Raw genomic sequence first — 26,294 nt, forward strand, 5'->3', positions numbered from 1 at the left:
TTCATAATTTTGCTTTTAAATTTGAAATAGAATTTCTATTAAAAGATAGAATTAGATTTTTAGTGTCGCCGCATTGTGAATTAAATTTTGGCAATCAAATTTGTGTTTTTGTTTTTCACCTACAAAATTTCATGCCAAATTTTCAGATTTTATTTTGAAGTTTTATTTTCCTCTTTCAAAACTTTTATGATCAGCCCAAGTCCAATGCCAGCAACCAACACTATAAAAATTATCTCGGCGATATCAAGAGCTGTCATTTTTTACTCACGTTAGTTTTATCGTTAGTTGGTTTTTCTTCTGCTTTAACTGCACTCTTATCGCTAACGTTAGCTCTAAATTTAGGATTTTCATTTCGCTGTTTTAGCTGTCCGCAAGCTGCACTTATATCAAGCCCTTTGCTCTGTCTGATCGTGCAAGTGACACCATGATCTCTTAGATATTCTTGAAATTTTAGCATACTGGTAAGCTCAGGCCGTCCAAATTCACTACCTTCATGCGGGTTAAAATATATAAGATTTACCTTCGCTTTTATGCCATGAAGTAATTTTACTAACTTTTTAGCATCGCTCACGCTATCGTTTAAATCCTTGATAACAAGGTATTCAAACATTACACGCTTTCGCATATCGATAGGAAATCCCCTAACAGCATCCATAACAGCCTCGATGTTATATGCCTTATTTATCGGCATTAGGCGGCTTCTAAGCTCATTAGTAACAGCATGAAGCGATATGGCCAATAACACACCAAGATCCATCTCACCAAGCTTTTTTATCTGGCTACCAAGGCCACTAGTTGAAATGGTTTGACGACGTGGCGATATGGCTAGACCCTCGTTAAGAGCTAAAATTTTGATAGCTTTACTAACATTAGTAAGATTATCAAGTGGCTCACCCATACCCATATAAACGACATTTATACGCCTCTCGTATGGTATGTTATTCTCTCTTTTTATCCATAAAATTTGCCCTACGATCTCGCCTGCAGTCAAATTTCTGACAAGCCCGCCTTTTGCTGTTAGACAAAAAGCACATCCCATTTTACAGCCAACCTGTGAACTAACACAAACCGTATAACGAGCATGGCGACTGACCTTTCCATTCTCATCACTAATCTCCTCTTTCATCGGCAGCAAAACACTCTCTATCTTTAGCCCATCTTTTAGCTCAAGAAGATACTTGATAGAGCCGTCGCTACTTTGCTCAAATTTTACACATTTTAAAGGATCGATATAAAATTTTTCAGCCAGATCTTGACGCATATCTTTAGGCAAATTTAGCATTTGGCTAAAATCGGTTGCATTTTTCTTATATATCCACTCGTAGATTTGTGTTGCTCTAAATGGTGGAGAAACTAACTCTTTTAGCTCATCGATACTAAGATCAAGCAAATTTATCACATATTTTCCTTTATATATTTTGTTAGAATTTTCTTGGCCTCTACGTGATTTTTTACAAAATCAGCATGTGCATTTTTATTACAAAAATTTGTCGCTATGAAAATTCCATAAGCAGGGATTTTAAAAATTTGAGCCACTTTTAGAACAGAAAAAAACTCCATATTTTCTAAAAAATAGCCCTTTTCAAACATTTTATGGGCCAAATTTTTGTCTGTCGTTATGAAATTTGACGAATTTATTTTGATAGTTCCACGTGAAACGATAGAAGAAATTTCACACTCAATTGGTGAATAAGATCTATTTTCTACGCTAGAAATTTCAATATTTGCCCCAACCGAGCTTTCATAAATTTGTAAAATTTCACCATCTTTATAAAGACCTGCCGAGCCAACGAAAACTATTTTTTCTGGCATCTGATACAAATTTCGTTCAGGATTTTTTGACAAATTTTGGCTTAGATTTTGCAGCTCTGGGTTTGATGAGTTTGCAAATTTAGCCTCGATCTTTGCGAGGTAGTGCGGGTCAATATTTTTTAAATTTATACTCTTTTCATCTGCTCCCACGCACGATCTTTTTTGCAAAAACTTTGTCAAATTTATCGCCATATCAACTAGCCCCACACCCATTGGCAAAGCAAAGTCAAAGATTTCGTTTTTTCCAGCAGAGATAACTAACATCAGAGCCTAACCTCAACGCCATTTGCTTTGAGATACTCTTTTAGCTTTTTTATCTCGATCTCACCAAAGTGAAATATCGAAGCAGCCAAACATGCATCAGCCCCAGACTCAAAAGCATCCTTAAAATGCTCCATCTTACCAGCGCCACCGCTTGCGATAGTCGGTATAGAAAGCGCACTAAATATCTTTGTTAGCTCCAGACTAAAGCCCTGCTTGACGCCGTCGTTATCCATAGACGTTAGCAATATCTCCCCTGCTCCGCGCGACTCGACCTCTTTTGCCCAAGAAAAAGCATCTTTTTTAGTATCGATCCTGCCACCATTTATAAAAACGCTATAACCATTTTCGATCTTTTTAGCGTCGATCGCCACAACGACACACTGTGAGCCAAATTTCTTAGCCGCTTCGTCGATCAAATTTGGATCTTTTATCGCCGATGAGTTTAGGCTCACCTTGTCGCAGCCCGCATTTAAAAGCCGAGAGATATCATCTATCGTGCGTATACCGCCACCAACTGTTAGTGGGATAAAAAGCTTACTTGCGACCTTTTTTACGACATCAACTATCGTATCACGACCAAGGTGAGAGGCTGTGATATCCAAAAAGCAAAGCTCGTCAGCACCCTCGTCGTTGTATCTTTTAGCTATCTCGACTGGGTCACCAGCATCGACAAGTCCTACGAAATTTACACCCTTTACGACTCTGCCATCTTTTACATCAAGGCATGGGATTATACGTTTTGCAAAATGATTCAAATCTGTCCTTTATCTATTTTTCTAGCTGCTACCTCAAAATATGGCAAATTAGACCAATTTTCTCGGTTACCAACTATATAAACAACCTCTTTTGCTCTTGTTAGTGCTACATTTAGTAAATTTGGCGTACTAGCAGCCCATGCTCTAGCACCTTTTGTAGCACCGCCAAGGACAAAGATAACAACATCAGCTTCTTTGCCTTGCATGGTGTGAATGGTACCAGCCCCTTTTAAATTTTTACAAACATCTTTAAAAGGTGTTATTATTTTAACACTATCTTTTAGCTTGGCTAGCTTACCATCTAAAAGCTCTTCAACGATCATACCTTCGGCTTTATTATAGTTACCTATCCATTCATCACTACTAACATCAATCCATTCTGTTTTGATGTTGGGGTCACTAAGTTTACTTTCACTATTTCTACCAAGTATCATCATATCATCATATGTCGTTTCGTTTGAAATTTTAAACATAGGGTTGGCACACCTTCTATGAACGATAAGTGGCGAACCAACCCAAATGGACTTACCCTCTCCTTTTATATATGTACCAATATTTTGTACTTTATCGGCTCGAAGTTGAACTGATGATTTTAGTAGATTAAACTCATCCTTTGCATCACAGTAGCGCAAAATAGCATTATTTAAAGCTGGTGGTAATGTTACAACAGGCTCAAGTTGAAGTGGATCACCAACTACAACAGCCATGTTTGAACGAAGCAGTGCACCTAATGCGTTAGTTAAATTTGCCTGCCCTGCTTCATCTATTAAGAGCAAGCCTATATCACCATTTAGTAGCTCTTTAAAGGTATTATTAAAAGATGCGAAAGTAGAACTAACAACTGGCGTTAGTAAAAATAATCCTTTTATTATTTCACGTCTATCTTTAGCCTCAAGCCCGTTTTTCTCAGCCATCTTTTCATCATTAAATATAACGCTAAGAGCTCGTAAATTTGTTCTAACAGCTTCTTTGCAAGCAAAGATAGTGGCTTTATGCAGATTAAGCGCTTCTTTAAAAAGCTTGATTCTTGCGTTAAAAAGCTTCGTCTTGTGGGATTTTCCATCAAGGCCAAGCTCCATCATAAATGGCATACTCTTTTGCATTTCTTCATTACTCTGATTAAAGCTACCGTTTAAAAAGCTATCAAGTTCTTCACTTCTACCAATTAATTTTTGACGTCTAATAAAGTCATCATTAAGCTTGTTTAGATGGTCTATCTTGGTGTTAAGTTCTAAAATTTTCTCTTCAAGCTGAGTTATTTGAGCTTTTAGTTCGTTTAATTTTGCTTCATTCTTCTCTTTATTTTCACTATTTTGCTTATTTGCTTTCAAATTTTGCTCAGCTATTTGGAGATTTATCTCACTAACTTTTTGCGCTTCATTATTATATTTTTCAAAAGCTTGCGTCTTTAAAATTTGCTGGAAAATAAAAAATGATGGCTTTATAGGCGCACTCAGATACTCTTGCAAAATTTCATTTCGTCCGATAAGCTTTGTTAGCTCGTTAGCTTCCGTAGCCTTTTGCTCTAGCTCATTTTTGCTCAAATCTAGTTCATCTATTAGTGGTTTTAAAAGCTCGTCTATTTGCCTTGCTGAATTATAGTTATCAAGTCTTTTATCGATATTTATAAGCTCACTATTTATACTTTTTAGCTCCTCTTCTTTGATCCTGATCTCACTAAAAAGTAGATTTACTTCATGTAGGGCTTGATTAAATTTCTCCTTTGCCATATCAAAATCATCAACTCCTTCGTCGGTAGCCAAATACTTGCCAAGCCCCATTAAAAAGCCATCTTGTTCTATAAATTCTTTAAATTCTTTTGAAATGTCTTCAAACTGACTATGCGTTTTTTCGATCTTTACGCCATTAATCGCGTTAAAAACAAAATTTGACTTATTTTGCTTTGAGCCAAGAGGTATGCAAAAAAGCCCCCATGCAGGTTTTGAGATAAAAGATTTTTCTCCAAAATTTGTCTTTTCATCGGCCGAGAGAAGCCTTGTAGCTATAAATTTAAAATAATCAATCTCGCCTGCGTAACTACCGATACTTTTTAGTTGGCTAAGCTCTTTACTTAAAATTTCAACCGCACCGTTATTGCAAGAGCTAACAACCATCTCGTAGCCCTGAAGTTCTTTATTTAGAGTAAAATAAAGCACCTTATCGCTACTATCTCGAACTGGTGCAAAGATATCATGTCTACTCATTTGTGCGAGCTTCATCGCTCTAAGCGTAACAACTTCAGCCATTACATCTTTTAAAAGCGTTGTTTTACCAGTGCCTGGAGCGCCATTTACGCTATAAATTCCACCACTTTTTTCTTTAATTTTTTTAATGATGTTATTAACAGCAATTTGCTGCGAGAAATTTAAAGCAAAATCGCTAGCAAAGGCCGATCTTGGATACTCTTCTGCTTTAAAAAAATCTCTAACAAACCTTTTATTTTGCTCATCTCTTACATCAAGTCTTTCAAATTTATTCTCACTACCCTCGTCTATAAATTGATCCGTTAGCTCATGCGTCCTGCCTGACTCGTAAAATTTTATAAGCAAATTTATATCATCTATGAAAAAGCTATTTAAAAGGCTATCATTTTCTTTAAAATTTGGATTTATGATCTTTACTTCAAGCCTTAAGAAATCATTACAAAATGGTGTTTTAAGTGCACTTTTTAGCTCATCGTTTATAAGCTTTATATATTTACCAAATTCCATTTTTTCTTTATAAATAGATAGCTTGTCTTTTATGCGCTCACACTCTTTGCTAAAATCACTTTGGCTTATCTCCTTTAGATGATTTAGACGAGCCATTGCCCAAGGAGCTGTTGAGATAAAAAGATCATCAGATGAGTTTGGTGTAAAAAATGGAGTTAAATCATCATCCAAATTTACATCTTTTAAAGCAAAACTTTGCTCATTTTTGCAAAATACCAAATCACCGGCAAGCTTAAATTTATAGCAAAATGCCTTATCAAAGCTCGTTTGCTCAGAGCGTAGCTCATCTAAAATTTGCTTTTTTTCAAATTTAATATTTGCTAGCTTTGAGATATAAATAGCAAGCAAGTCAGTCTCAAAAATGCCGCCATAAATCGAAATTTCTATACCATTTTTTAAAAGCGAGCTATCAAATACTCTTAAAATTTGCATAAATTCCTCATCGAAATTTGCGATGTCAAGGTCTATTGATTTTTTAAATTTGGTATTTGTCTTTTTTGGCTCGTCTAAGGTTTTTGGCTCTAAATATTGTGATAATAAAAAGTATTTTAAGGTATTTGCCTTGCTCAAATTTATGCCCTATTTCGTTATTATTTAGTGATTATAGTCCATTTTATATATGATTAAACTAAACTTGTAATCATTGTATAAGTAATTTTTGGCTAATATCGCGGCTATGATAAAGGCAAAAAAGCACTTTGGACAGAATTTTTTACAAGACAAAGCGACACTAGACAAGATCATCCAAGCGATACCCAAGGACGTAGCAAACGTCGTTGAAATTGGGCCTGGCTTAGGTGATTTGACATTTAGACTTTTGCAAATTTATAAGACAACCTGTTTTGAGATAGATTGTGAGCTGTTTCAAATTTTAAAGGTCAAATTTGCAAATGAGATCCAAAATGGACAATTAAAACTTTTTTGTAAAGATGCATTAGAGCAGTGGCAGCAAGAGGGTGGACTAAGTAGCGAGAACTACTTTTTGGTCGCAAATTTACCCTATTACGTTGCTACGAAGATGATACTAAATGCGATAGATGACGAAAAATGCCTTGGGCTTATCGTGATGATACAAAAAGAGGTTGCTATTAAATTTAGTGCAAAGAGCAAGGATAAAGAATTTAGCGCCTTATCAATCCTAGCTTCACTCCAAGGCAGGTGTGAGCTTTTGTTTGATGTGGATGCAAAGCTTTTTAATCCACCCCCAAAGGTCACATCTTCAGTCATCAAACTACAAAAAACAAAAAAGATTTTTGGCAAAGACGGGATTTTCAAAGATGCAAAACAATACGAGGCTTTTAAAGTATTTTTAAGAGCTGCGTTTGCTTCGCCAAGAAAGACGCTTTTGAAAAATTTATCTACAAATTTTGACAAAAATGCGTTAGAAGAAATTTTTGAAAGCCTAGCTTTAAACCAAAATTTGCGTCCACACGAGCTAGATGTCGATTCTTATCTAAAAGTATTTGAAAGATTAAAGGAAGATAATGAACGACAAAAACGAAGAGAAAGTTGTAACTAATCAAAGCAAAAACAACAAAAGACGAAGATTTAGACCAAAAAACAAACCAAAACAAGAAAGCGAAATTACCGAGCAAGCTTCACTAGCAAGCAAAAGCGTGATAGATAACTTCTTTGCAGCAGAGCAAGCTGAAACTGAAACGCACGCCGAGCCAAAGAGCCAAAATTCTCGCCCAAAAAAACCAAGAAACAATAAAAATCAAAACAAAAATGGCGAAAATAATAAGCCAAAAGAGCAAAAACAAGAATCACAAGAAACAAAAACCAAAACACAAGAACAAAAAGATAAACCAAAAAAGGCTAAAAAGCCAAAGAAAAATTTACCTGCAAAACTAAATGGTAATGAGCAGTGGCAGCAAGATATTGCAAGTGCAATGGTGGCAAACAAGGCCGTTCACGAGCTTCGTCTGGAGCCGATGAAGTATCTAAACTCAAGCGAACATAAAATTCGCATAACTCCACTTGGCGGTCTTGGCGAGATCGGCGGAAACATGACTATCTTTGAAACCGAAACCAGTGCTATCATTGTTGATATCGGTATGAGCTTTCCAAGCGAGAGTATGCACGGCGTGGATATCCTCATCCCAGACTTTGACTATGTTAGAAAAATAAAAGATAAAATAAAAGGCGTCATCATCACTCACGCGCACGAAGATCACATCGGCGCAGTGCCATATTTTTACAAAGAGTTTAAATTTCTGATTTACGCCACGCCGTTACCGCTAGGTATGATAAATAATAAATTTGAAGAGCACGGCTTAAAGCAGGAGCGCTCGCTTTTCCGCTCTGTCGAAAAGCGCAAGCCGTACTTGATAGGCGACTTTGAGGTTGAGTGGATACACATAACTCACTCTATCATCGATGCTTCAGCACTTGCTATCACGACAAAGGCGGGCACCATCATCCATACGGGTGACTTTAAGATCGACCATACGCCGATCGACGGCTATCCGACAGATCTTGGCAGACTTGCATACTACGGCGAAAGAGGCGTATTATGTCTAATGAGTGATAGCACAAATAGCTACCGCGAAGGATTTACCAAAAGCGAAAGTAGCGTGGGCAAAACCTTTGATGCGATATTCTCAAAGGCCAAAGGACGCGTGATAATGAGCACATTTAGCTCAAACATCCACCGCGTTTATCAGGCAATCGAGTGGGGGCTAAAATATAACCGCAAAGTCTGTGTCATCGGTAGATCAATGGAGAGAAATTTATATACTGCAATGGAGCTTGGCTACATCAAACTTGATAAGAAAATTTTTATCGATGCAAACGAGGTTGGCAAATTTAAAGATAACGAGGTGCTGATCGTTACCACAGGCTCTCAAGGTGAGACTATGAGCGCGCTCTACCGAATGGCTACCGACGAACACAAATACATCAAAATAAAACCAACCGATCAGATCATCATCAGCTCAAAGGCGATCCCTGGCAATGAAAGCAGTATCTCAACTGTATTAAATTTCCTAATAAAATCAGGCGCAAGCGTCGCTTATCAAGACTTTAGCGAGATCCACGTCAGCGGTCACGCAGCACAAGAAGAGCAAAAGCTGATGCTTCGCCTCATAAAACCAAAATTTTTCTTACCGGTGCATGGCGAGTACAATCATATCGCAAAGCACAAAGAGACAGCTATAAGCTGCGGCGTAGACGAGAGAAACATCTATCTAATGAGTGATGGCGATCAAATGGAGATCTGTCAAAAATACTTAAAACGTGTAAAAACGGTAAAAACTGGTAAAGTCTTCATAGACAATCAAATAAATAAACAAATTTCAGACGATGTCGTCATCGATAGACAAAACCTTGCTGAAGCAGGTGTAGTCATGATAATCGCTCAAATTTCGCGTCATGGCGCAAAGCTTATAAACAAGCCTCGCGTTATTAGCTACGGCCTTGTGGGTAACAAACAAGATGCGGAGTTTAGCAAAGAGATGCAAGAAATTTTGACGCAGTTTTTAAGCAATGTCAAAGAGGAGCTTTTAAAAGATGGTAGATTGCTTGAGTCACAAGTGCGCCAAGTGATTAGAAAGCACATCTTTAGAAAGGTCAAAAAGTACCCAACTATCGTGCCGATCATCTATCTAATGTAGGGGAAATTTATGCAAACAATCAACCAAATCGCAGCCGAAGTTTTAAAGATAGAAGCAAACGAGCTTTTAAGACATGCTAAAAGCGTAGAGATAGAAGATGCTGTAAATTTGATATTTAATACAAAAGGCAAGGTCATAGTAACAGGCGTAGGCAAGAGCGGTCATGTAGGCGCAAAGATCGCTGCCACGCTTGCTAGTACTGGTACGCCAAGCTTTTTTTTGCATCCAACAGAGGCTATGCATGGTGACCTTGGTATGATAGAAAAGGATGATGTTTTGTTAGCCATTAGCTTTAGTGGCGAAAGCGATGAGCTTATCAAAATTTTACCTCATGTAAAGCGCTTTGGTGTAAAGATCGTCGCAATGGCAAGGAGTAAAACAAGTTCACTTGGTAAATTTAGCGATGCATTTATCGGTATAGACGTAGAAAAAGAGGCCTGCCCACTAAACGCTGCTCCAACGGCATCAACTACGCTAACGTTAGCTCTTGGTGATGCCTTAGCTGTTTGTTTGATGCAAAAGCGAGGCTTTAAAAAAGAGGACTTTGCAAATTTTCATCCAGGTGGCAGCCTTGGAAAGAGGCTATTTTTAAAGGTAAAAGATGTGATGAGAAGCGAAAATTTACCGATAGTTCGCTGGAATGCGAGCTTAGAAAAAGCAATCGATACTATGACGCACGGTAAACTTGGCACGGTCCTAATCGTCGATAAAGATGGTGTCTTAGATGCTATTTTAAGCGATGGCGATCTTAGGCGTGCACTTATGCGAGAGGACTTTGACCTAGACGAGCCAGCAATGAAATTTGCAACATTGCATCCAAAAGAGATAAACGACAAGGAAATGTTAGCTGTGGATGCATTAGCCTTGATAGAAAAATATAAAATTCAGCTTCTTGTCGTTGTTGAAGATGGCGTACCTGTTGGAGTTTTACACATCCACGACCTTGCAAGTTTAGGACTATAAAAATGGAAAAAACAAGACTAAATAAATTTATCTCACACAACACAAACTACTCACGCCGTGAGGCAGATGAGCTGATAAAAGCTGGTAAGGTTAGCGTAGCAGGGCGTGTGGTTAGCGACCTTGCTACAAGCGTGGATGAAGATGACAAAGTGCGTATAAATGGCCGTTTGATAAAGCTAAAAAAAGAATTTACCGTTATCGTTTATCACAAACAAAAGGGCGAGCTAGTTAGCAAAAAAGATGACCGCGGACGAAAGACGATCTACGACACGTTAGATAAGAAATTTGCAAAATTTGTTAGCGTAGGACGCTTAGACTATGCAAGTGAAGGGCTACTTTTACTAACTGACGCTCCAGCAATCGCCACAGCTTTGATGAATAGCGACTTAGAGCGCGAATACTATCTAAAGGTAAAAGGCGAGGTGACAAAAGAGGTGATTGAGGCTATGACAAATGGCTTTTTTGCCAAGGATGCTACCAAAGGCGCTCACGCAAAAACCACTATAAAATCAATGGAATTTAAGCCATTTCTAGCCTACAAAGTCTTTGGCTCAAGTGGTGGCTACACAAAACTAAAGGTCATCATCAACGAGGGGCAAAACAGAGAACTACGCCGCTTCTTTGGCTACTTTGACCTTGAAGTTATGGATCTAAAAAGAGTTAGCTTTGGGCGCGTTAGTCTTGATATGCTAAAGCCTGGCAAATGGCGCTACTTTGAAAACAGCGAATACGAAGACCTAAGAGATTTTTTAAAGGTTAATAACGTTAGATACTAAATTTGGCTTGTTCCTATAATAAAAGAAGACAAGCTAAACCAAAACAACAATAAATTTACAAAAATGGAGAAAAAAGAAAAAGGCTGTTCTTTTATCCATTATTTTACTAGCTACCAGTCTTTGTAAGGATCTTTATTGAGCTTAGACTTGAAGCTCAATAAAGGTGACTTATGATAAAGCAACTAAACAATGGCAAAAACTTACGACGATAATGTTACCTATGCTTGTCATAATTTAGGAATTATACAAGGATGGTCAAGGTGTAGGAGCAAGACTACAGTAAATCCCTAGAATTATATGAAAAAGCTTGCAATAATGGATACAATCGCGGTTGTTTTAATTTAGGAGCTTTTTATCTAAAAGGCAAAGGCGCAAAACAAGAACTACCACATAGCAAAAGAATATTTTTATAAAGCTTGCGAATTAGGGCTTCAACCAGGGTGTGACGTTTATAAAAAGTTAAACGAAAAAGGCCTTTAATACTAAAAATAATCCAACAGGGTTCTAGCAAATTTAGAGCTTCATAAATTTATATCTTATTTTCTGAAAGTAGGATGTTTATATATGGATTTAGTAGCGTCTCACCTCGTGCTGCGTAGAGCAAGACCTCTTTAAAGTAGTTGTCGTTTATGCCATATGTGTGAAACTCGTACGCCCCTATGCCGTATCCCATAGGCGTGATATCAACCCTTGAATACCACGCATTTTGCGCTAGGATGTAGCGATTTGTATCTCTTGAATAGATATATAGTTTGATCTTCTCCTTATCTTTTTCAGCCATATACCAGATGAAAGAATTTGTGATGTCGTTAAAGAAGTAGATGTCGCCATTTGGCATGATGGCTTGGGCTGTGTCGTTGTTATCAGCGATAAGCGTCCTACTCTCATAACATATAAATTTATTTGGCGTAAGTTGCTCGATCGGCTCTGATTTGCCATTATTTAAAACTAAAATTTTATCGTCGCTTATGTCGGCATTATAGGCAAGTACAGCTAAAACTAGAGCTAACAAACACAAAGAAAAAATTTGTTTTATCAAAATAAAAATCCTCTTAACAAATAGTATTTGAGTACATAAAGCGAGCATATCAACACGCAAACACCTAACCAGATCGATGAAAATTTAAGCTTGTGTGAGTAGTTTGTCTTTGTGATGATCTCAACAAGATATGGCATAAGACCGTAAAATACACCAAGAAACAAACTGTCCCAGATAAGGTAGCCAACATAAAAATAGTCACCTTTTAGCATGCAGTATGGACATTTATGGTTTGGTTGCTCGTAAACGTAAAGGCCAAAAAAGTAAGTAATGGCATAGTAGCTAAGCACCAAAAACAACAAATTTGCCACAAAGCTCGCCATACTTTGCTTTAAAAAATTTAGCACCAAAATAACAAAAAATAGTACATAAAATACGCTTACTAAGCCAAAATTTGTATAGCCAAATGGTAGCTTTGGAGCTTGAAAAGTAACAGAACAGCAAAAGACCGGCACTTTTAGTGGGATATTGTAAAAAAACGAAATTTCTATACCAAGCTCAAGTAGTATCATAACAAAAAGGCAGATAAAAATGACATATTTTTTCTTTAGATAAGGGAAATTTAGAGCCTGCAAGTCAAGCTTATTTATAACCAGCCAAATACCAAGCCCAAAGATCAGCAAAATTTTAGTGAGCATCAATATGCCACCAAATTTATTTGAGCCAATCACGCCAGCTGAACACATAGCACCAGGCACAATATCAGAGAGTTCATTTAGGCAAAGTGCAAAAAATATAAACAATACGATCTTTATACAGACGCAAAAAAGCAAGATAGTATTTACAAGATAGTTTTGTTTTTCAAGCGAGTATTGAAGCGATGTTAGCGCGTTGTAATCCCACGACCTCACGATCCTAACGACGTAAAAGAGCGAAATGCTCATCAAAACCAAAAGTACAAACTCTGCTAACAAAAAGGCAATAACGGCGTTTGATAAAAAGACACTCATACTATCTCTCCGTTTTGCAAGCTGACAACCCTATCTGTTGCACTTAGCTCATCAAAAATGCTATCGTGAGTGGCAACTATAACGCTTTTTTTAAGCGCTTTAAATGACTCTAGCAATCCTAAAAATGCGCGCGCATTTTGCCTATCTAAATTTGCCGTTGGCTCATCAGCCAAAATGATATCAGCGTCCATTGACAAAGCCCTAGCCACCGCACATCTTTGGCGTTCGCCACCGCTTAAATTTGATACGTTTTCATCTCTTTTGTGAGAGATATTTGCAAGGTTTAGAGCCTTTTTTATCATCTCTTCACGCACGTTTGCCTTGAAATTTGTTAGAGCAAACGGAGCTAACAAATTTTCATAGACGCTTAAACCCTCGATGAGGTTAAAATTTTGAAAGACAAGCCCAAGCCTTTTGTGCCTAAACTCAGAGCAAAACGTGTCAGGCAGCTTTGCGATGTTAGTGCCGTCTATCAAAATCTCTCCGCTAGTTGGCTTTTGAAGTAGGGCTATGAGCGAGAGCAGAGTGCTTTTACCACTTCCACTAACGCCTTTTAGTATCACTAACTCGCCGTTATTAACGTCTAAATTTATATTTTTTAGAGCGCAAAACTCGTTTTGTTTGCCTTGGTTATAGACTAGGCTAACGCCTCTTACATTTATCATTTTAGCCCCTCATTTATGTCGCCACACGCCACACGCCACGACGGGATAAGCACGAATGCCAAAAATGGTATGACGCCAAAGACAAAGATCAAAAAGAGCTTATCAAACTCCAAAATAGGCGTGAAATTTGTAAAATTTAAAAGCTCATCACCTAAAAATATCCCCTTTAAAAAAGGAGCATTAAAAACAAATACAAAGAGATAAGCTAACATAACGCCAAGCAAAAATGCGCTAACGCTAACGATGAAATTTTGTATAAATTTTAAAAATATGATCTCTTTTATACTAAAGCCGATACTTCGCAAAATGGCTATCTCGCGCTTTTTACTTCCGTAAGCAAGTGAAATTTGGTTTTTAAGCAGTACGAAAAATATTAGCATAACGCTAACATAAATACTCATAAAAATTCCACCCTTATAGTAATAAAGATGTCTAATGTTTGCCACCTCATCTTCTATGCTAATGGCAAATGAGTTTGGATATAAATTCTCAATCTTTAAAGCCACTTGGCTGATCTCTTCGCTATTTGGCACATCGACATAGAGCTTTGTGTACTCTTCATCTTTTAAATTTAAGATAGCCCTTAGCGTTTTTGGGTGCAAAAATATGGCGTTATTTGTGATAAGTCCGCTTTGTTTTGGCATGGTTTTTACTATCTTTACTGGTATCATGCGCTCTTCAGTTAGAAAATTAAAGCTCTCATCGTAGTAAAGCTCATTCATCGCTGCCTTTACACCTTCTCCGACGATCATCTCATCCTCTTTTAAGCTATCATCTTCATATAGATGGAACCAAATACGCTTTTGAACGAAGTAGTACTCTCCATCAACTACGCCCCTTACATCGCTTACTCCATCGATCTTCGAGATATCGTAGATATAGCCAGGGTGCATTAGATCATTTTTACCAGCGCGAAATGCACTCACTACGATACTTGATCTATCTTTTACTAAATTTATAAGATCATGTTGGATCGATCCAGAGATAAAAAGTACCGAGCTTAGCACAAAGATAATGAGTGCAAAGAGGCAAAAGCTAAAAAGGTAATCCTTCCTATCTTTAAAAAGCAGAACCACAGCGTAGTTTATAAAATTTTTACCTATCATAGACAAAGCCTTTTTGCCCCTTTTGGTTAAAACTAAAAGCAGCATTTGCTCTTGTTATTTTAGAAATTTCTCTTAGCTCATCTTGCTTTGCTTTATGATCAAAGCTAAGATAGTGTGCCGCCAAAAGCGTATAAGAGAGTCCAAAAAATAACGCCAAAAAAACTAGAAATTTCACACTATTTACCGATAAAATTCTTTATCTCGTCAAATCTTATGACACCTTTGCCGGCATGATCTTTTAAAAAGCTCCATGCCTTTGCTTCATCTTTAAATGGGATAAACTCATCACCCATTGGTCCATAAACGTTTGAGCCATGAACATAAAACGCATCTTTTGCATCAAGCTTTTCTAGCGTGTAATAATCACTCACATAAGCATCTTTCATTTTGCCATCCGCAAAGTAAAATTGTGCCATATCTTTTACGCCATCAAAATAATAATCCTTGCCATCTGCTTTGATGAGCGTAGCCCATGGAGAATTTTTGACAAGCATGCCACATACCGCACATCTCGCGCCCTTTGGCACGACTATTCTCTCAGGTTTTTTTTCTTGTTTAGGTTTTGAAGCTTGGTTGCTAGTACCTAAATTTACCGGAGCGTCCCATAGATAAAGAGCAGCGGCTTGCAAGTGCTTGTCGTACTCTGGAGCTTTGTTAGCCTCTTTTGCATCGCATACTTTTTTAAGATGAGCTTTTAGCTCAGAGATAGCTTTAAAGCTTTTTGGATCAGTTTTGTCGCAGTTTGCCTCGTAAAATTCCTTACCATGTGCGTAAACGCCGCCCTCACGCTTAGCTTTGATCATTTTATTATCGCCTGCGAAGTCTTGTCCAGCGACCTCGTAAGCTTTAGCAAAATTCATTATCTCGCCGCCATTTTCTGCTTGAAATTCTTTTGCGTCAGCCTCAGTTGAGAAAGCGTATTTGCTATTTCTAGTCATTGTGCCCTTGACACTACTACCAACGACATAAAAGGCTTTATTTACATCGATCAAATTTAGATTTTTAGTATCGACAACTTGTGCATCACTTGGGATCTTACCTTCTGTTAGCTCGTATAGGCAGTGTAGTGATGCTACTTGCTTGCCGTTATATACGTGATTAGTCTTATAAAATTTAACCAAATTCATTCCACAAACAGCACAATACTCCTTGTCCTCACCGCTTCCTACTAGTGTAGCCTTGCTTGGCTCTACGCTTTGAAACATCGGTTTCATTTTGACAGTTTGCTCATTTGCCGAGGCACCAAAAAGTAGGCTCGCCAGTAGTGCTGAACCCAAGATGGAACGTAAAATCATATTATCTCCTTTAGTATTTTGTCTCATTTTTTATATTACATAAGCTTTAAATGCCACTGGCCTGGCTTTATCAAAGCATCAATGCTTTCCTAAAATTTCTAAATTCTCACACGCCTCTTTTAAGCCATTTGTGCAGCTTCTAGTGAAAATTTCACGTGCTTTTTCTACATCTTCTTTTACGCCTTTGCCTTCAGCTAGCATGATAGCGTAGTTGTTGCAACCCTTTTCATATCCATATATACACGCTTGCTCATAAAGTTTTGTCGCTTTTGTAAGGTTTTGATCAACGCCTTGTGCATAAACATATAAAAAGCCAAGATTATCACATCCTATGCCAGCTTCGTTTGCACAAGCCATTTCGTAGTTTACTTTGGCTTTTGCATAGTCTTTCTCGACACCTTCACCTTGCGCGTACAAATAGCCAAGATTACTACATCCTATGCCGTCCCCTGCCTTGCAAGCCTTTTCGTAAAGCTCTTTTGCCTTTTCAATATCCTTTGTCACGCCGGTGCCATTTGCATAAAGCAAGCCAAGCTCTGTGCAACCCTCATTATCCTTACAAGCCTTTTCATAAAATTTAACTGCTTTTTCTAGGTCTTTCTCCACCCCTTTGCCTTTTTCATAGACGTAGCCAAGGTTGCTGCAAGCCATAGAGAAATTTTGATCACAAGCCTTTTCATAAAGCATTGCTGCCTTTGCTTCATCCTTTTTGACGTTACCATCACCTCTGCTGTAAAGCACAGCTAGATTGTAGCAGCCTGATGCCTTTTTCTCTTTGTCACAAGCATCTTCATAAATTTGTGCTAGCTTGTTGTGGTCGTCTTTTGCACTTAAAGCCTCTTTGATATAGCCAGCATTCAATAGTCCCAAACAAGCAAACAATAAAACTAAACTCTTTTTCATCATATCTCCTAAATCTCTTTTATATCCTTACCTCTATAAGCAAAGGCGATTAGCAAAGCCAAGAGCATTAAAAGCAAATAAAGCAAATTTGAAACGCTAAATCCATCGACATTTGCGTATGAGTGAAGTCCACTTAGATAGAAATTTACACCAAAATAGGTAAAAATAACTGAACCAAAAGAGAGCACGCTAGCTACTAAAAAGGTAAAAATATTTTTTAATCTTGGGATAAATCTTAAATGAAGCACAATGGCATAAATAATTATCGTAATGTACGACCAGCTCTCTTTGCTGTCCCAGCCCCAGTATCTACCCCAGCTCTCATTCGCCCAGACGCCGCCAAGGAAATTTCCAATAGTTAGCAAACTAAGTCCTATGATGAGGCTTAGCTCATTAGTTGCGGCGAGGTATCTTATCTGCTCACTAAGCTTTTGCTCGTTTTTTTGATTTTTTATAGCCATTAAAAGAAGCCCAAGAAGCCCAAGCACAAAACTAAAGCCCAAGAAGCCGTAGCTTGCCGTGATGACACTTACATGCACGCTAAGCCAAAATGACTTTAAAACTGGAACTAGATTTGTTATTTGTGGATTTATAAAATTTAGATGAGCTACAAGCAAGCTCACACTTGCAAAAAGTGAAGCAGCTCCAAGAGCAAAGCTTTGATGTTTAAAAAATAAAACTCCAGCTAGTACGCTTGCAAGCGAGATATACACTAAGCTCTCATATGCATCACTCCAAGGTGCATGTCCTGAGATATAAGCACGAAGAGCTAAATTTAACAAATGCACCGCAAAACCAAAATAAAATGCAAGGCTAAGCGCTTTTTCAAATCTAAATTTCTTTCCAGAAAATAGCCTATAAAAGCCAAGAGCGAGCGAAACTAGCCCAAGGATCATGTAAAAATATATAAGAAATTTAAAAATTTCCATTTGGTTATAAAGCACCTCAAGCTCCACCTTTGCCTCGCTTGGCGCAAGAGAGCCTAGAGTGCTTCTTTGATAGCTTGAAATTTTCTCCAAACTCCTATCAGCCTCTTTGCACTCGCCACTTTTTACGCAAAGGCTTAAATTTTCTATATAAGCGCCTAAAACGCTTTTAAGCTCGTTTGAAATTTCGCTTGAGCCAAAGGATTCATTTACGCCTAGCCACGTTAATTTATCGCCATTTTTAGCTGGTATAAATTTTAAAATTTCTCCCTTTAATGCAAGATACAAGACATTTAATCTCTCGTCAAATTTGATAACGTCGTTGTCAAATTTATCTCTTTTTGAGGCGGATTTTTCATTTGCAACTTCTACAAATTTAGCCAGCTTATACTCGCCATTTTCGTTAAAGATATCGTTAAAACTAGCAAATTTTTCATTAACACCCAAAAGCTCGCCCACGCGCTCGCTTGTGATCTTTACCATCCTTTTGTCCATCCACTCTTTTGGCGAGATGGCAAAAGAGAGCATTAGCTCCTCACTGCTAAGCCCAAAGAGCGTGGTTTTGGTTGAAATTTTACTTATCACAGCTCTTGAGTAAGAGCCAGCTGGAGCGATTCTGCTATCAGCTTGAGTCAAAATTTTGGCAAATTTGCTTGCATGAGCGTCTAAATTTTTATTATTTTCATTAGCAAAATTTGGAGTAGCATTTAAAAGCAAGATAGCCAAAAATGCGATTTGCGAACCTTTTATAAAATTTAGCAGCCTAAAAAATCGGCTCTTTTTACTAAATAAATTTGCCACAAAGCCAAGGCAAAGCAAAAAATATCCGATATAAGTTGGGATTTTGCCAGGATCACGGCTGATCTCAAAAGCGCTTCCAAGCTCGTCAGGATCGTATGAAGACTGAAAAATTTTATAGCCATCAATCGTTAGTGGATTATTTAGCGAGATGTCGTACTTGTTGCCAGCGATACTTACTTTACTTGTATAAGATGATGGACTATTTAGCCCTGCATATCGCTCTAAAATAAACTCGTCAAGCTTTAATGAAAATGGCAAATTTAAAGCCTTTGAACTAAAGTAAAATTTCGCCTCTTGCCCACCAAAACTTAGTACACTAGGCTCCAGCTCATATCCGGCTCCGCCTTTTAGTTTAATACTCTTTTTTTCGCCGTTAAAGCTTATCTCTAAACTAAGCGTAGCCGGAGCGTTTTTCTCATCTTTTTTATACCCAAGCAAGTTAATTATAAATTCCTTGCCATCTATAAAATTTTTAAACTCAAAGTCGTTTTTACCAAATAAGCTTAATTTTAATGGATAACTAAAATTTTCTCCAAGCATTTCGACTCTAAGATAAGGCTTAACGCTTTGCATTACATTTGAGCTTTGCAAGGTTCTAAGATGCATAACGCCCTCTTCGCCAAAATACCTTGTAAGCGCAGCTCCGATAAATATAACGATAAAAGCAAGATGTATCAAAAATGCGCCAAATTTTTTATACATCTTGGTTTTTATGATACTAATGGCTAGACAAATGGTACAAGCAAACATAACACACTCGTACCAAAGCGCTTCGTAAACAAGCACTCTGGCCGTTTGTGTGTCATAAAAATTTTCTAAAAAAGTCGCAAGCCCTGCACCAAAAGCAAGAATAAATAATAATATCAAAGACAAGCGGTAGATATTTAAAATTCTCATCGCTCGCCTCTACCTTAAATGCTATAAGTTTGTCCCGCATAAAGTATAAACACCCTAAGCAGTAAAACACCGATAACAGCCGCTAATGAACTGATATAAAAGCTAAATTTTAGGCTAGCTACTTTTTTGCCAAATGCAAAATTTAAAACAAAAGGCACAATGAAGCCAACTAGCACAACACCAAGCCAAAAGAAATTTGCCCAAACGCCACTATAAAAAGCAATAGCTGCATTTTGCTGATAACTTGAACCAAGTAAAAGCGATACAAAAAGCATTAAAATGAGTAAAATTTCAGCTCCCAAAACGCTAAATTCTACGCTGTGAAGCGAATGAAGGTCGCTTGAATGTGGATCTTCTTTAAATAAAGCTGCTGCGACCAAGCTACTGCCACTTATACCAGCACTTAGTCCTGAAGCTATAAATAAAGCTGGAAGTACAGCTGTGTTTAAGAGTGGAAATCTAATCAAAACTGAGATCAAAAATCCAGTGTAAGCACAAATTATTACAGCAAAAATAAGACAAATGCGACTTAAAAATGGATAAAGCGGTATTAAAATTTTCATTATTAGTGCAAAAAGAGCGCTAAATGATTTTAAACTTTTGGCTAAGAAATTTGAAATCTCATCATTAAATGCATAAAGGCACATCAAAAAGCTAAGCGGTATAAATACACAAAGTCCAGCAACACCGATAGACATAACTGATGTGAAATTATAATTAATCAAAATTTTCCAGAACAAAAGTGGCTTTTCAAGATCAGCTATCAAGCAAACCATACCAAGCATGATACTAACAAAGGCTAAAAGCGAAGCAGCCTTGAAAAATGGACTAAAGCTCTTTTGCTTTTTATAGTGTTTTAAAAGTATGGCAGCGATTAGCGCTCCACCACTCATACCAGCTAGCAAAAGATAAACAGCAATCGGCCAGCCCCACTCTACTCCATGCGAAAATGTTGCAGTAAAATTTAATGCACCATCCATCTTACACCCCCATTTTTACTTTAGGAATATATCTAAGGCTTGGTTTTGTGCCAAGCTCTGCTCTTAGCCTTATGCTATCTTTTACGGCTAGTAGCTTACTGATGTGCGAATCTTCATCGTTAAGATCACCAAAGACGATCGCCTCATATCTACAAGCTTCTACGCAAGCTGGTTCTTTTTCGTCCTTTAAATTTGTATCTACGCAAAAGTTACAGCTTTGAGCTGAGTGCGTAACCTTATCGATATATCTCACATCGTATGGACAGGCTACAATGCAGTATTTACAGGCAATACAATCATCTATATTTGTAGTTTGTATGCCAGTTTTTTCGTCTTTATGACAAGCCTTGGTCGGACAAACAGCCACACAAGGCGCATCAACGCACTGCTGACAAGACACTCTTACAAATCTTTTATCGAGTAAATTTTTAGGATTAGTCTTATCTTCTATAAAAAGTCTCATCTGTCCTTTTGGGACTAAATTTACCTTTCTGCAAGCTATCTCGCAGTCCGTACAGCCAACACATTTATTTTGGTCAAATATCATACCAAAGTGTGGTTTTTTTACACTTTCTTCACTCTTAAAAGCAAAACCACTACTTGCCGCACCAGCACCAGCAGCCACAACTACCATGCTTTTTAAAAAGGCTCTTCTATTTTTTTGATTTTGCATTTTTAACTCCATTTTATATCTTAATGAGGCTTTTTGATGCCCTCATTTAGTTCTTTTTCGTGAATTTTCTTTGCAGCCTCGGCTAACTCACCTGGCTTTAAGACCTTAACAAGCTCTATCTCAAAAACGATAGTTTCGCCTCCAGGTATGCCCTCCATGCCGCTATCGCCATACGCAAGTTCTGGCGGGATAACAAATTTAAACTTATCGCCCTCTTTCATGAGCATTAAGCCCTCTTCAAGACCTGGGATCAAATTTAGCATAGAAAGATGAGCTGGAGCCTCTTTTGTCTCATCAAAGACCTTACCATCGATAAAGCTAGCTTTGTAGTTTGCTATGATGATACTCTCTTGTTTTGGAGTCGCTCCCTTTTTGCTTGATTTTAAAATTTCATATTGCAATTTTGATTTTGTCGTTTTTACATTTTTATTTTTTGCATTTTTATCCATAAAAGCCTTGCCTTGCTTTAAATTCTCTTTAAGTATGGCGGCTTCTTTTTCTTTTACTATCTTGTCTAAATTTTCAGCTCTTTTGTTTAGTAGCTTTGCTATCTCATCATCGCTTAGTTTTAGCTCTCCTTTTAGTGCATCACTAAAACCTTTGATAACGGCCTCAGCATCGTAGCTAATACCTATTTGTTTTTGTTCAAGTAACCCTTTTAAAACATATCCACCACTTGTTGCTCCCATAGCATAAGACTCATTTGAATCTACATTTGCAAGCAAACCAGAAGCACTTAAGCTAAGAAGTAGCGTAAATTTTAAAACCTTATTTTTCATATCAAACCCTTAAGATTAAAGGGGCTAAAACTAGCCCCTAAATGCTATAAATTTTTATTCAAAATTCTTTGAGCTTCTTTTATATACTCTTTTGATGCATCGAGTTTTTGTTTAGTAAATTTAAATCCGTGCATACCCCACGAACCATCTTTTTCAACCATATCGATGATCTCTTGAGCATTTTGGATAAGCTCATAAACTCTTACTTTATCACTTGCATCAAGTTTTTTAGTCTCAAGTAGTGAGTAAAGTCCTTCAATACCAATCTTAACTTCAGAGAATTCATTCTTAACTGGAGTTTGCCATCCCATAACTTCATCATAAACTTGTTTTTGGTTTTTGAAGTGAAGTGTTGGTTTTAGCTCAGATAGTACTGGGCTGTGGCAGCCTTTGGTATCTTTCATATCTTTATCAGCCCAAGATGTTCTAGCGCACGCCCACATCAAGTCAACGTAGTTATGGCCATTTTTATCTCTCTCAAAGTGCCAATCTTTAGCATCTCTTGGACCTTTAGCAGCATCGCCTGGTACTAGAGATTTCTCTTTTGGATCAACCATGATCTTCCAGATGTGAGATCTTCTTTGAGTATCAAAGCCAGCGTTGTCTTGGAACTGAACAGCATAGAAATTCTCACAACTCATCATAAATGGCATGTGGCAAGATGCACAAGTGTTATCTTTGTGAGTATCTGCTTTAGATGCGATATATGCTTGAGTTTCGTGGCAATCTTTACACTCTTTTCTAATCTTTGGTTTAGTATAGAATGAGCTTAGATAGCCTTGTTCTGAATTATAGTTCATACCTGTTACACTCTTATCACCTACAACTGGACCTGTGTTATCGTGTGGATCGTGGCAAGTAACACATCTCATACCTTTGTCGTAGTGAGCTGTAAAGTATGATTGTGAACCTTCAGAACCACATCCTGGTCCCATTGATTTAAATTTAGAGCTAAGTGATAGATCAAGCTTACCGTTATTAAGCGGATTAGCACGAGCTAGATCTGGGCTAAAGTTAAACCTTTGGTGGCAGCGTTCGCAGTTTGATGTTCTAAAATTTGTAGCCCCATCAAGGTGACCGCCAGCTCCGTGGCACTCCTCACAGCTTACACCTTTTGAGATAGTGTGTTTTTGAAGCTCTTTGGCATTACCAAGTGCTGCGTAAAATTCTGCTTTTGATTTGAAATCAAATTTAACTGGGTGACAAACTTCACAATATGATGAGTTTGCTTGGAAAAACATTGATTTTTTATGTTTTGCGGCGTATGAAGCTAGACCTCTGACATATCCGCCATTGTCGCCATACTCTTCAAGAGTGCCAGGAAATTCTGGAACAAGCTCTTTTATCTTTTTAACAGTTGCGTCGTCTAAATTTAACGCCCATGTTCTTTGCCATTGGTTACCACCAGCTACGATCTGACCTGTACCATCTCTTAGCAAACCGCCCTCAACGTAGTAAGTACCACGAAGTAGCCACGCATCAACGTAGCCCATTTTGGTTCTTAAGTGACCAACAGTTGCGTATATGACATCTGGAGTGATACCTTTTGGAAGGATAGAAGCCGTATCTTTGTCAAATACTGGCTCAGTTAGGTTGTTATTAACCTCTGGGTGCTCACCAGGGAAACGCATAGTAGTTGCGTGGCGAGATCTGCTCCACACTTCATACTGAGCTGGGTGACACTCACCGCACTTTTCTGGTCCTACAAATTTGTTAGGAAACTGAAGCGATGAAGTGGCTGGAATTCTATACATCATAGAACTATAGCCCTTACCGCCATCTCTTTTGCTAAGCTTTGACATATCAAAGCCATGTCCCTCGGCAAGCCACTCTAAGCCACGGTCGTGAACGACCATTTTACCGACGGTTTTACCACCATACTTTGTAAAAATAGGGTGGTTTTTAAATAACCAGTTATACATCTCTTGCTCTTCTACGACGTAGTCTTGCAAGGAGATAACACCTCTACTTTGCAGTGTGCCTTTAGGATTTGCGATAACATCACGTGCTTTATCGGACATCTGCATATTATGCTCTTCGCAACAGGCTTGTGAAGCGAAGATGCTAACACCCATGAGCAAACCAGCTAAGGCTTTTTGTAGATTTCTCATGTGCCCTCCTTTAAATTTTTATCCTAAAATCAAAATGATTTCATACTGATAATACTAACACCAAAAAAGGGTAGAAAAGGGGGAATTTTAATAAATTATAAATTTTCGAAACTAATTGTAAATGTAATACTATTTTCATCTACATTTCTAGCAAAGATTAGAGCGTTATTTTTACTAGCGATTAGCCGGCTCATATATAGACCAAGCCCACTGCCAGACTCTTTTGTGCTAAAGTGTGGCTCAAAGATAACCTTTAAAAACGAAGCCTTTATCGCTCCTGCATTATTTTGCACGCATAAATTTTTACGATTATCTTTTATGAAGGTATAAATTTTTATTACTCTTGGCTTTACATAGCTTTGTTTAAATGCATCTTTTGCGTTGTTTATAATATTTATTAAAATTTGGATTATTTCATTAAAATTCGCAAAAATCGTAAAATTTTCTCTTATATCGATCTCTATTTCGATTTGATATTTCTTAAGTGAGGCGTTTAGAATTTTTATAGTCTGATTTACCACTTCCTCTACGCTAAACTCCCTTTTTAAAGTATTTGGCTTAAAAAAGTTTTTAAAATCATCAACCGTTTCAGACATAAAATTTATCTGTTTGCTAGTCTCTTCTATAAACTCATAAATTTTTGCTTCATCAAGCTTTTTTCGCTCCTGATAGAGTTCTAAATTTATTAAAGCTGAGCTGATTTGAGCTAAAGGCTGCTTCCACTGATGTGAGATATTGCCTATCATCTCGCCCATTGAGGCTAGGCGGCTTTGATGTATCATTAGCTGCTCAGTCTGTCTTTTGCTCTCTTCGCCACGCCTATGCATCTTATAAACAAGTAGCAAAAATATCCCAAATACAAAGGCTATCGCACTCATTATGATGACAACCTCTTTTAAATGGTAAGAAAAAATGGCACGTAGTGGGATTTTAAAAGATAGCATTGCCATCATCTCACTTGCCTCAGAAATTTTTCCATTTGAAATTTCATAACGATCCAACATCTGTTTTGGAGCACTTTCACTATTGTGACAGGCTAAGCAAGATGTATTTTGACTTCTTATAGGAAGCCCTACAAAAAATTGTGAGCCATTTTCATCTTTTATAATCTTTGAAAACTCACTAAATTTATTCTCTTTAAAGCCTCTTAATACCTGCGCTTCAAATTCATTTGGCTCATGAGCTTTATTTAAAGGTGCCATGGCGACTAGTTTGTAGTCAAAGTCAAGATTGTATTTTTTCTTTTGGATATTATAAATTTCGCGGCTTATATATGAAGATGAAAGCAGTCTCTCGTCAAAAAAATCCTCTTTTATAATGCCATCACGCTTTAGCTGCTCTATTAGCGGACGCTGAACGCCTGCAATGTATTCTCTTACAGAATTTATACTCTCAAGCACATAATACGCCTCTTTTTTGGCATCTTTCATTGCAAGATTATTATAAAAATTTAAAACAAGTGCGGATATTAAGAGATAAACAAAGATAAAAACACTTACGATTAGCTGAAATTTATATTTCACAAAGATAACCTACACCGTATAAATTTTTAATCACATCTTTGCCAAGCTTCCTTCTAAGCTCTTTTACGATCGTCTTTATCGCCTCTTTGCTTGGCTGCTCATACTCCCAAATATAATCAAAAATTTGTTCATAAGTTATAGTTTGATTTTTGTTGTTTAAAAAATACTCTAAAAGCCTACTTTCACTCTTACTTAGATGAGAAATTTCACCATTTATATAAAGTACTTTTTTGCCAAAATCGTATTCTAATTCATCATTTAGCCTAAGAGTCGGCTTGCGTCCAACAAGCTCTAAAGCAACGTCTTCTAGGGCTTTTATAAATGACTTTTTATCATATGGCTTTGCAAGATACCTTGTGATCTTTAGCTCAACCGCTCTCCACAAATACTCTTGCTCGACGTGGCTTGATAAGATCACAATAGGAATTTTTTGATTTATAGTTCTTACTTTTTTAGCGATCTCTAGGCCATCGATATTTGGCACGCTTATATCAAGCACCAAAACATCATAAGCATCGCTCATCGCTAGCTCAAGTGCATCATAGCCATCCGTTACACCATTTACTTCGGCAAAAAATAGTTCCAAAGAAGCACAAATATTTTTTAAAATCGCCTCTTCATCTTCAAGGCAAAGAACCTTTTTGTTTGATAAAACGTCTAAAATATCATATTCTTGCATAGCTTCATCTCGCTTTTTGAGCAGATATTATCACTTGGTAGCTTAAAAAATAAGATTATCTAAAAAATAATT

Annotated in this window: 22 protein-coding genes and 1 pseudogene; 5 read left to right on the forward strand and 18 right to left on the reverse strand. The window is 37.4% G+C overall.

Annotated features, from left to right (window positions below):
- Positions 1–253: 253 nt before the first annotated feature.
- The 4 genes from rlmN to TH67_RS09060 are packed head-to-tail and all read right to left on the reverse strand — an operon-like array spanning position 254 to position 6,112.
- Positions 254–1,399: a 23S rRNA (adenine(2503)-C(2))-methyltransferase RlmN gene (gene rlmN, locus TH67_RS09045; protein ID WP_072595278.1), complete on the reverse strand. Its 1,146-nt coding sequence runs from the start codon at positions 1,397–1,399 to the stop codon at positions 254–256.
- Positions 1,396–2,076 (reverse strand): purine-nucleoside phosphorylase, encoded by a 681-nt coding sequence (locus tag TH67_RS09050; protein ID WP_072595279.1) that lies wholly within the window; start codon positions 2,074–2,076, stop codon positions 1,396–1,398. The genes rlmN and TH67_RS09050 overlap by 4 nt, the downstream gene beginning before the upstream one ends.
- Complete coding sequence (gene hisF, locus TH67_RS09055; protein ID WP_072595280.1) at positions 2,076–2,831, reverse strand: imidazole glycerol phosphate synthase subunit HisF; 756 nt, start codon at positions 2,829–2,831, stop codon at positions 2,076–2,078. The genes TH67_RS09050 and hisF overlap by 1 nt, the downstream gene beginning before the upstream one ends.
- Positions 2,828–6,112: a DEAD/DEAH box helicase gene (locus TH67_RS09060; protein ID WP_072595281.1), complete on the reverse strand. Its 3,285-nt coding sequence runs from the start codon at positions 6,110–6,112 to the stop codon at positions 2,828–2,830. Before TH67_RS09060 ends, hisF begins: the two co-directional genes overlap by 4 nt.
- A gap of 106 nt (positions 6,113–6,218) precedes the next feature.
- Between TH67_RS09060 and rsmA the strand changes: the two genes are divergently transcribed.
- The 5 genes and pseudogenes from rsmA to TH67_RS10865 all read left to right on the forward strand — a co-directional run.
- A complete protein-coding gene (gene rsmA, locus TH67_RS09065; RefSeq protein WP_072595317.1) occupies positions 6,219–7,061 on the forward strand; it encodes a 16S rRNA (adenine(1518)-N(6)/adenine(1519)-N(6))-dimethyltransferase RsmA in 843 nt (280 codons plus the stop codon).
- Entirely contained in the window at positions 7,027–9,156 is a 2,130-nt protein-coding gene (locus tag TH67_RS09070; protein WP_180371755.1) for a ribonuclease J, read from the forward strand. The genes rsmA and TH67_RS09070 overlap by 35 nt, the downstream gene beginning before the upstream one ends.
- A 9-nt stretch (positions 9,157–9,165) precedes the next feature.
- Positions 9,166–10,119, forward strand: a complete 954-nt coding sequence (locus tag TH67_RS09075; protein ID WP_072595282.1) for a KpsF/GutQ family sugar-phosphate isomerase — start codon at positions 9,166–9,168, stop codon at positions 10,117–10,119.
- A 2-nt stretch (positions 10,120–10,121) separates the two neighbouring features.
- Complete coding sequence (locus tag TH67_RS09080; protein WP_072595283.1) at positions 10,122–10,895, forward strand: pseudouridine synthase; 774 nt, start codon at positions 10,122–10,124, stop codon at positions 10,893–10,895.
- Between the two features lie 290 nt (positions 10,896–11,185).
- Positions 11,186–11,308 (forward strand): annotated as a pseudogene (locus TH67_RS10865) (tetratricopeptide repeat protein); the annotation flags it as partial.
- 116 nt (positions 11,309–11,424) lie between these two features.
- Here TH67_RS10865 and TH67_RS09085 read toward each other — a convergent pair.
- The 14 genes from TH67_RS09085 to TH67_RS09150 all read right to left on the reverse strand — a co-directional run bounded on the left by TH67_RS09085 (position 11,425) and on the right by TH67_RS09150 (position 26,222).
- Positions 11,425–11,934, reverse strand: coding sequence for a hypothetical protein (locus tag TH67_RS09085; RefSeq protein WP_072595284.1), 510 nt, complete (start codon positions 11,932–11,934; stop codon positions 11,425–11,427).
- Positions 11,931–12,884, reverse strand: coding sequence for a hypothetical protein (locus tag TH67_RS09090; protein ID WP_072595285.1), 954 nt, complete (start codon positions 12,882–12,884; stop codon positions 11,931–11,933). Before TH67_RS09090 ends, TH67_RS09085 begins: the two co-directional genes overlap by 4 nt.
- A complete protein-coding gene (locus TH67_RS09095) occupies positions 12,881–13,549 on the reverse strand; it encodes an ABC transporter ATP-binding protein (RefSeq protein ID WP_072595286.1) in 669 nt (222 codons plus the stop codon). Before TH67_RS09095 ends, TH67_RS09090 begins: the two co-directional genes overlap by 4 nt.
- Positions 13,546–14,655: an ABC transporter permease gene (locus TH67_RS09100; RefSeq protein WP_072595287.1), complete on the reverse strand. Its 1,110-nt coding sequence runs from the start codon at positions 14,653–14,655 to the stop codon at positions 13,546–13,548. The genes TH67_RS09095 and TH67_RS09100 overlap by 4 nt, the downstream gene beginning before the upstream one ends.
- On the reverse strand, positions 14,645–14,830 hold the full coding sequence (locus tag TH67_RS09105; RefSeq protein WP_054197437.1) for a hypothetical protein: 186 nt from the start codon (positions 14,828–14,830) through the stop codon (positions 14,645–14,647). Before TH67_RS09105 ends, TH67_RS09100 begins: the two co-directional genes overlap by 11 nt.
- Before the next feature lies 1 nt (position 14,831).
- Positions 14,832–15,950, reverse strand: a complete 1,119-nt coding sequence (locus TH67_RS09110) for a nitrous oxide reductase accessory protein NosL (RefSeq protein ID WP_072595288.1) — start codon at positions 15,948–15,950, stop codon at positions 14,832–14,834.
- A 78-nt stretch (positions 15,951–16,028) separates the two neighbouring features.
- On the reverse strand, positions 16,029–16,853 hold the full coding sequence (locus TH67_RS09115) for a tetratricopeptide repeat protein (RefSeq protein WP_072595289.1): 825 nt from the start codon (positions 16,851–16,853) through the stop codon (positions 16,029–16,031).
- 8 nt (positions 16,854–16,861) lie between these two features.
- Positions 16,862–19,477, reverse strand: a complete 2,616-nt coding sequence (gene ccsA / locus TH67_RS09120; RefSeq protein WP_072595290.1) for a cytochrome c biogenesis protein — start codon at positions 19,475–19,477, stop codon at positions 16,862–16,864.
- A 14-nt stretch (positions 19,478–19,491) separates the two neighbouring features.
- Positions 19,492–20,457: an NrfD/PsrC family molybdoenzyme membrane anchor subunit gene (gene nrfD / locus TH67_RS09125; protein ID WP_072595291.1), complete on the reverse strand. Its 966-nt coding sequence runs from the start codon at positions 20,455–20,457 to the stop codon at positions 19,492–19,494.
- A gap of 1 nt (position 20,458) precedes the next feature.
- Positions 20,459–21,130 (reverse strand): 4Fe-4S dicluster domain-containing protein, encoded by a 672-nt coding sequence (locus TH67_RS09130; protein ID WP_072595319.1) that lies wholly within the window; start codon positions 21,128–21,130, stop codon positions 20,459–20,461.
- A gap of 20 nt (positions 21,131–21,150) precedes the next feature.
- On the reverse strand, positions 21,151–21,909 hold the full coding sequence (locus tag TH67_RS09135; protein ID WP_072595292.1) for an FKBP-type peptidyl-prolyl cis-trans isomerase: 759 nt from the start codon (positions 21,907–21,909) through the stop codon (positions 21,151–21,153).
- 44 nt (positions 21,910–21,953) lie between these two features.
- On the reverse strand, positions 21,954–24,020 hold the full coding sequence (locus TH67_RS09140; RefSeq protein WP_021090404.1) for a multiheme c-type cytochrome: 2,067 nt from the start codon (positions 24,018–24,020) through the stop codon (positions 21,954–21,956).
- Positions 24,021–24,115: 95 nt separating this feature from the next.
- Complete coding sequence (locus TH67_RS09145; protein ID WP_072595293.1) at positions 24,116–25,543, reverse strand: c-type heme family protein; 1,428 nt, start codon at positions 25,541–25,543, stop codon at positions 24,116–24,118.
- The gene (locus TH67_RS09150) at positions 25,533–26,222 is read right to left on the reverse strand and encodes a response regulator transcription factor (protein ID WP_072595294.1); all 690 of its coding nucleotides are present in this window, start codon (positions 26,220–26,222) and stop codon (positions 25,533–25,535) included. The genes TH67_RS09145 and TH67_RS09150 overlap by 11 nt, the downstream gene beginning before the upstream one ends.
- Positions 26,223–26,294 lie beyond the last annotated feature (72 nt).

This window comes from Campylobacter concisus, from assembly GCF_001891085.1.
In the GTDB taxonomy this organism is placed as follows: Bacteria; Campylobacterota; Campylobacteria; order Campylobacterales; family Campylobacteraceae; genus Campylobacter_A; species Campylobacter_A concisus_O.

What these genes read in the sequence shown, in the direction of transcription:
- TH67_RS09050 (WP_072595279.1), bottom strand. Translation starts at nt 2,076, where the DNA reads ATGTTAGTTATCTCTGCTGGAAAAAACGAAATCTTTGACTTTGCTTTG.
- rsmA (WP_072595317.1), top strand. Translation starts at nt 6,219, where the DNA reads ATGATAAAGGCAAAAAAGCACTTTGGACAGAATTTTTTACAAGACAAA.
- TH67_RS09070 (WP_180371755.1), top strand. Translation starts at nt 7,027, where the DNA reads ATGAACGACAAAAACGAAGAGAAAGTTGTAACTAATCAAAGCAAAAAC.
- TH67_RS09075 (WP_072595282.1), top strand. Translation starts at nt 9,166, where the DNA reads ATGCAAACAATCAACCAAATCGCAGCCGAAGTTTTAAAGATAGAAGCA.
- TH67_RS09080 (WP_072595283.1), top strand. Translation starts at nt 10,122, where the DNA reads ATGGAAAAAACAAGACTAAATAAATTTATCTCACACAACACAAACTAC.
- TH67_RS09090 (WP_072595285.1), bottom strand. Translation starts at nt 12,884, where the DNA reads ATGAGTGTCTTTTTATCAAACGCCGTTATTGCCTTTTTGTTAGCAGAG.
- TH67_RS09095 (WP_072595286.1), bottom strand. Translation starts at nt 13,549, where the DNA reads ATGATAAATGTAAGAGGCGTTAGCCTAGTCTATAACCAAGGCAAACAA.
- TH67_RS09100 (WP_072595287.1), bottom strand. Translation starts at nt 14,655, where the DNA reads ATGATAGGTAAAAATTTTATAAACTACGCTGTGGTTCTGCTTTTTAAA.
- TH67_RS09110 (WP_072595288.1), bottom strand. Translation starts at nt 15,950, where the DNA reads ATGATTTTACGTTCCATCTTGGGTTCAGCACTACTGGCGAGCCTACTT.
- TH67_RS09115 (WP_072595289.1), bottom strand. Translation starts at nt 16,853, where the DNA reads ATGAAAAAGAGTTTAGTTTTATTGTTTGCTTGTTTGGGACTATTGAAT.
- ccsA (WP_072595290.1), bottom strand. Translation starts at nt 19,477, where the DNA reads ATGAGAATTTTAAATATCTACCGCTTGTCTTTGATATTATTATTTATT.
- nrfD (WP_072595291.1), bottom strand. Translation starts at nt 20,457, where the DNA reads ATGGATGGTGCATTAAATTTTACTGCAACATTTTCGCATGGAGTAGAG.
- TH67_RS09130 (WP_072595319.1), bottom strand. Translation starts at nt 21,130, where the DNA reads ATGCAAAATCAAAAAAATAGAAGAGCCTTTTTAAAAAGCATGGTAGTT.
- TH67_RS09135 (WP_072595292.1), bottom strand. Translation starts at nt 21,909, where the DNA reads ATGAAAAATAAGGTTTTAAAATTTACGCTACTTCTTAGCTTAAGTGCT.
- TH67_RS09140 (WP_021090404.1), bottom strand. Translation starts at nt 24,020, where the DNA reads ATGAGAAATCTACAAAAAGCCTTAGCTGGTTTGCTCATGGGTGTTAGC.
- TH67_RS09150 (WP_072595294.1), bottom strand. Translation starts at nt 26,222, where the DNA reads ATGCAAGAATATGATATTTTAGACGTTTTATCAAACAAAAAGGTTCTT.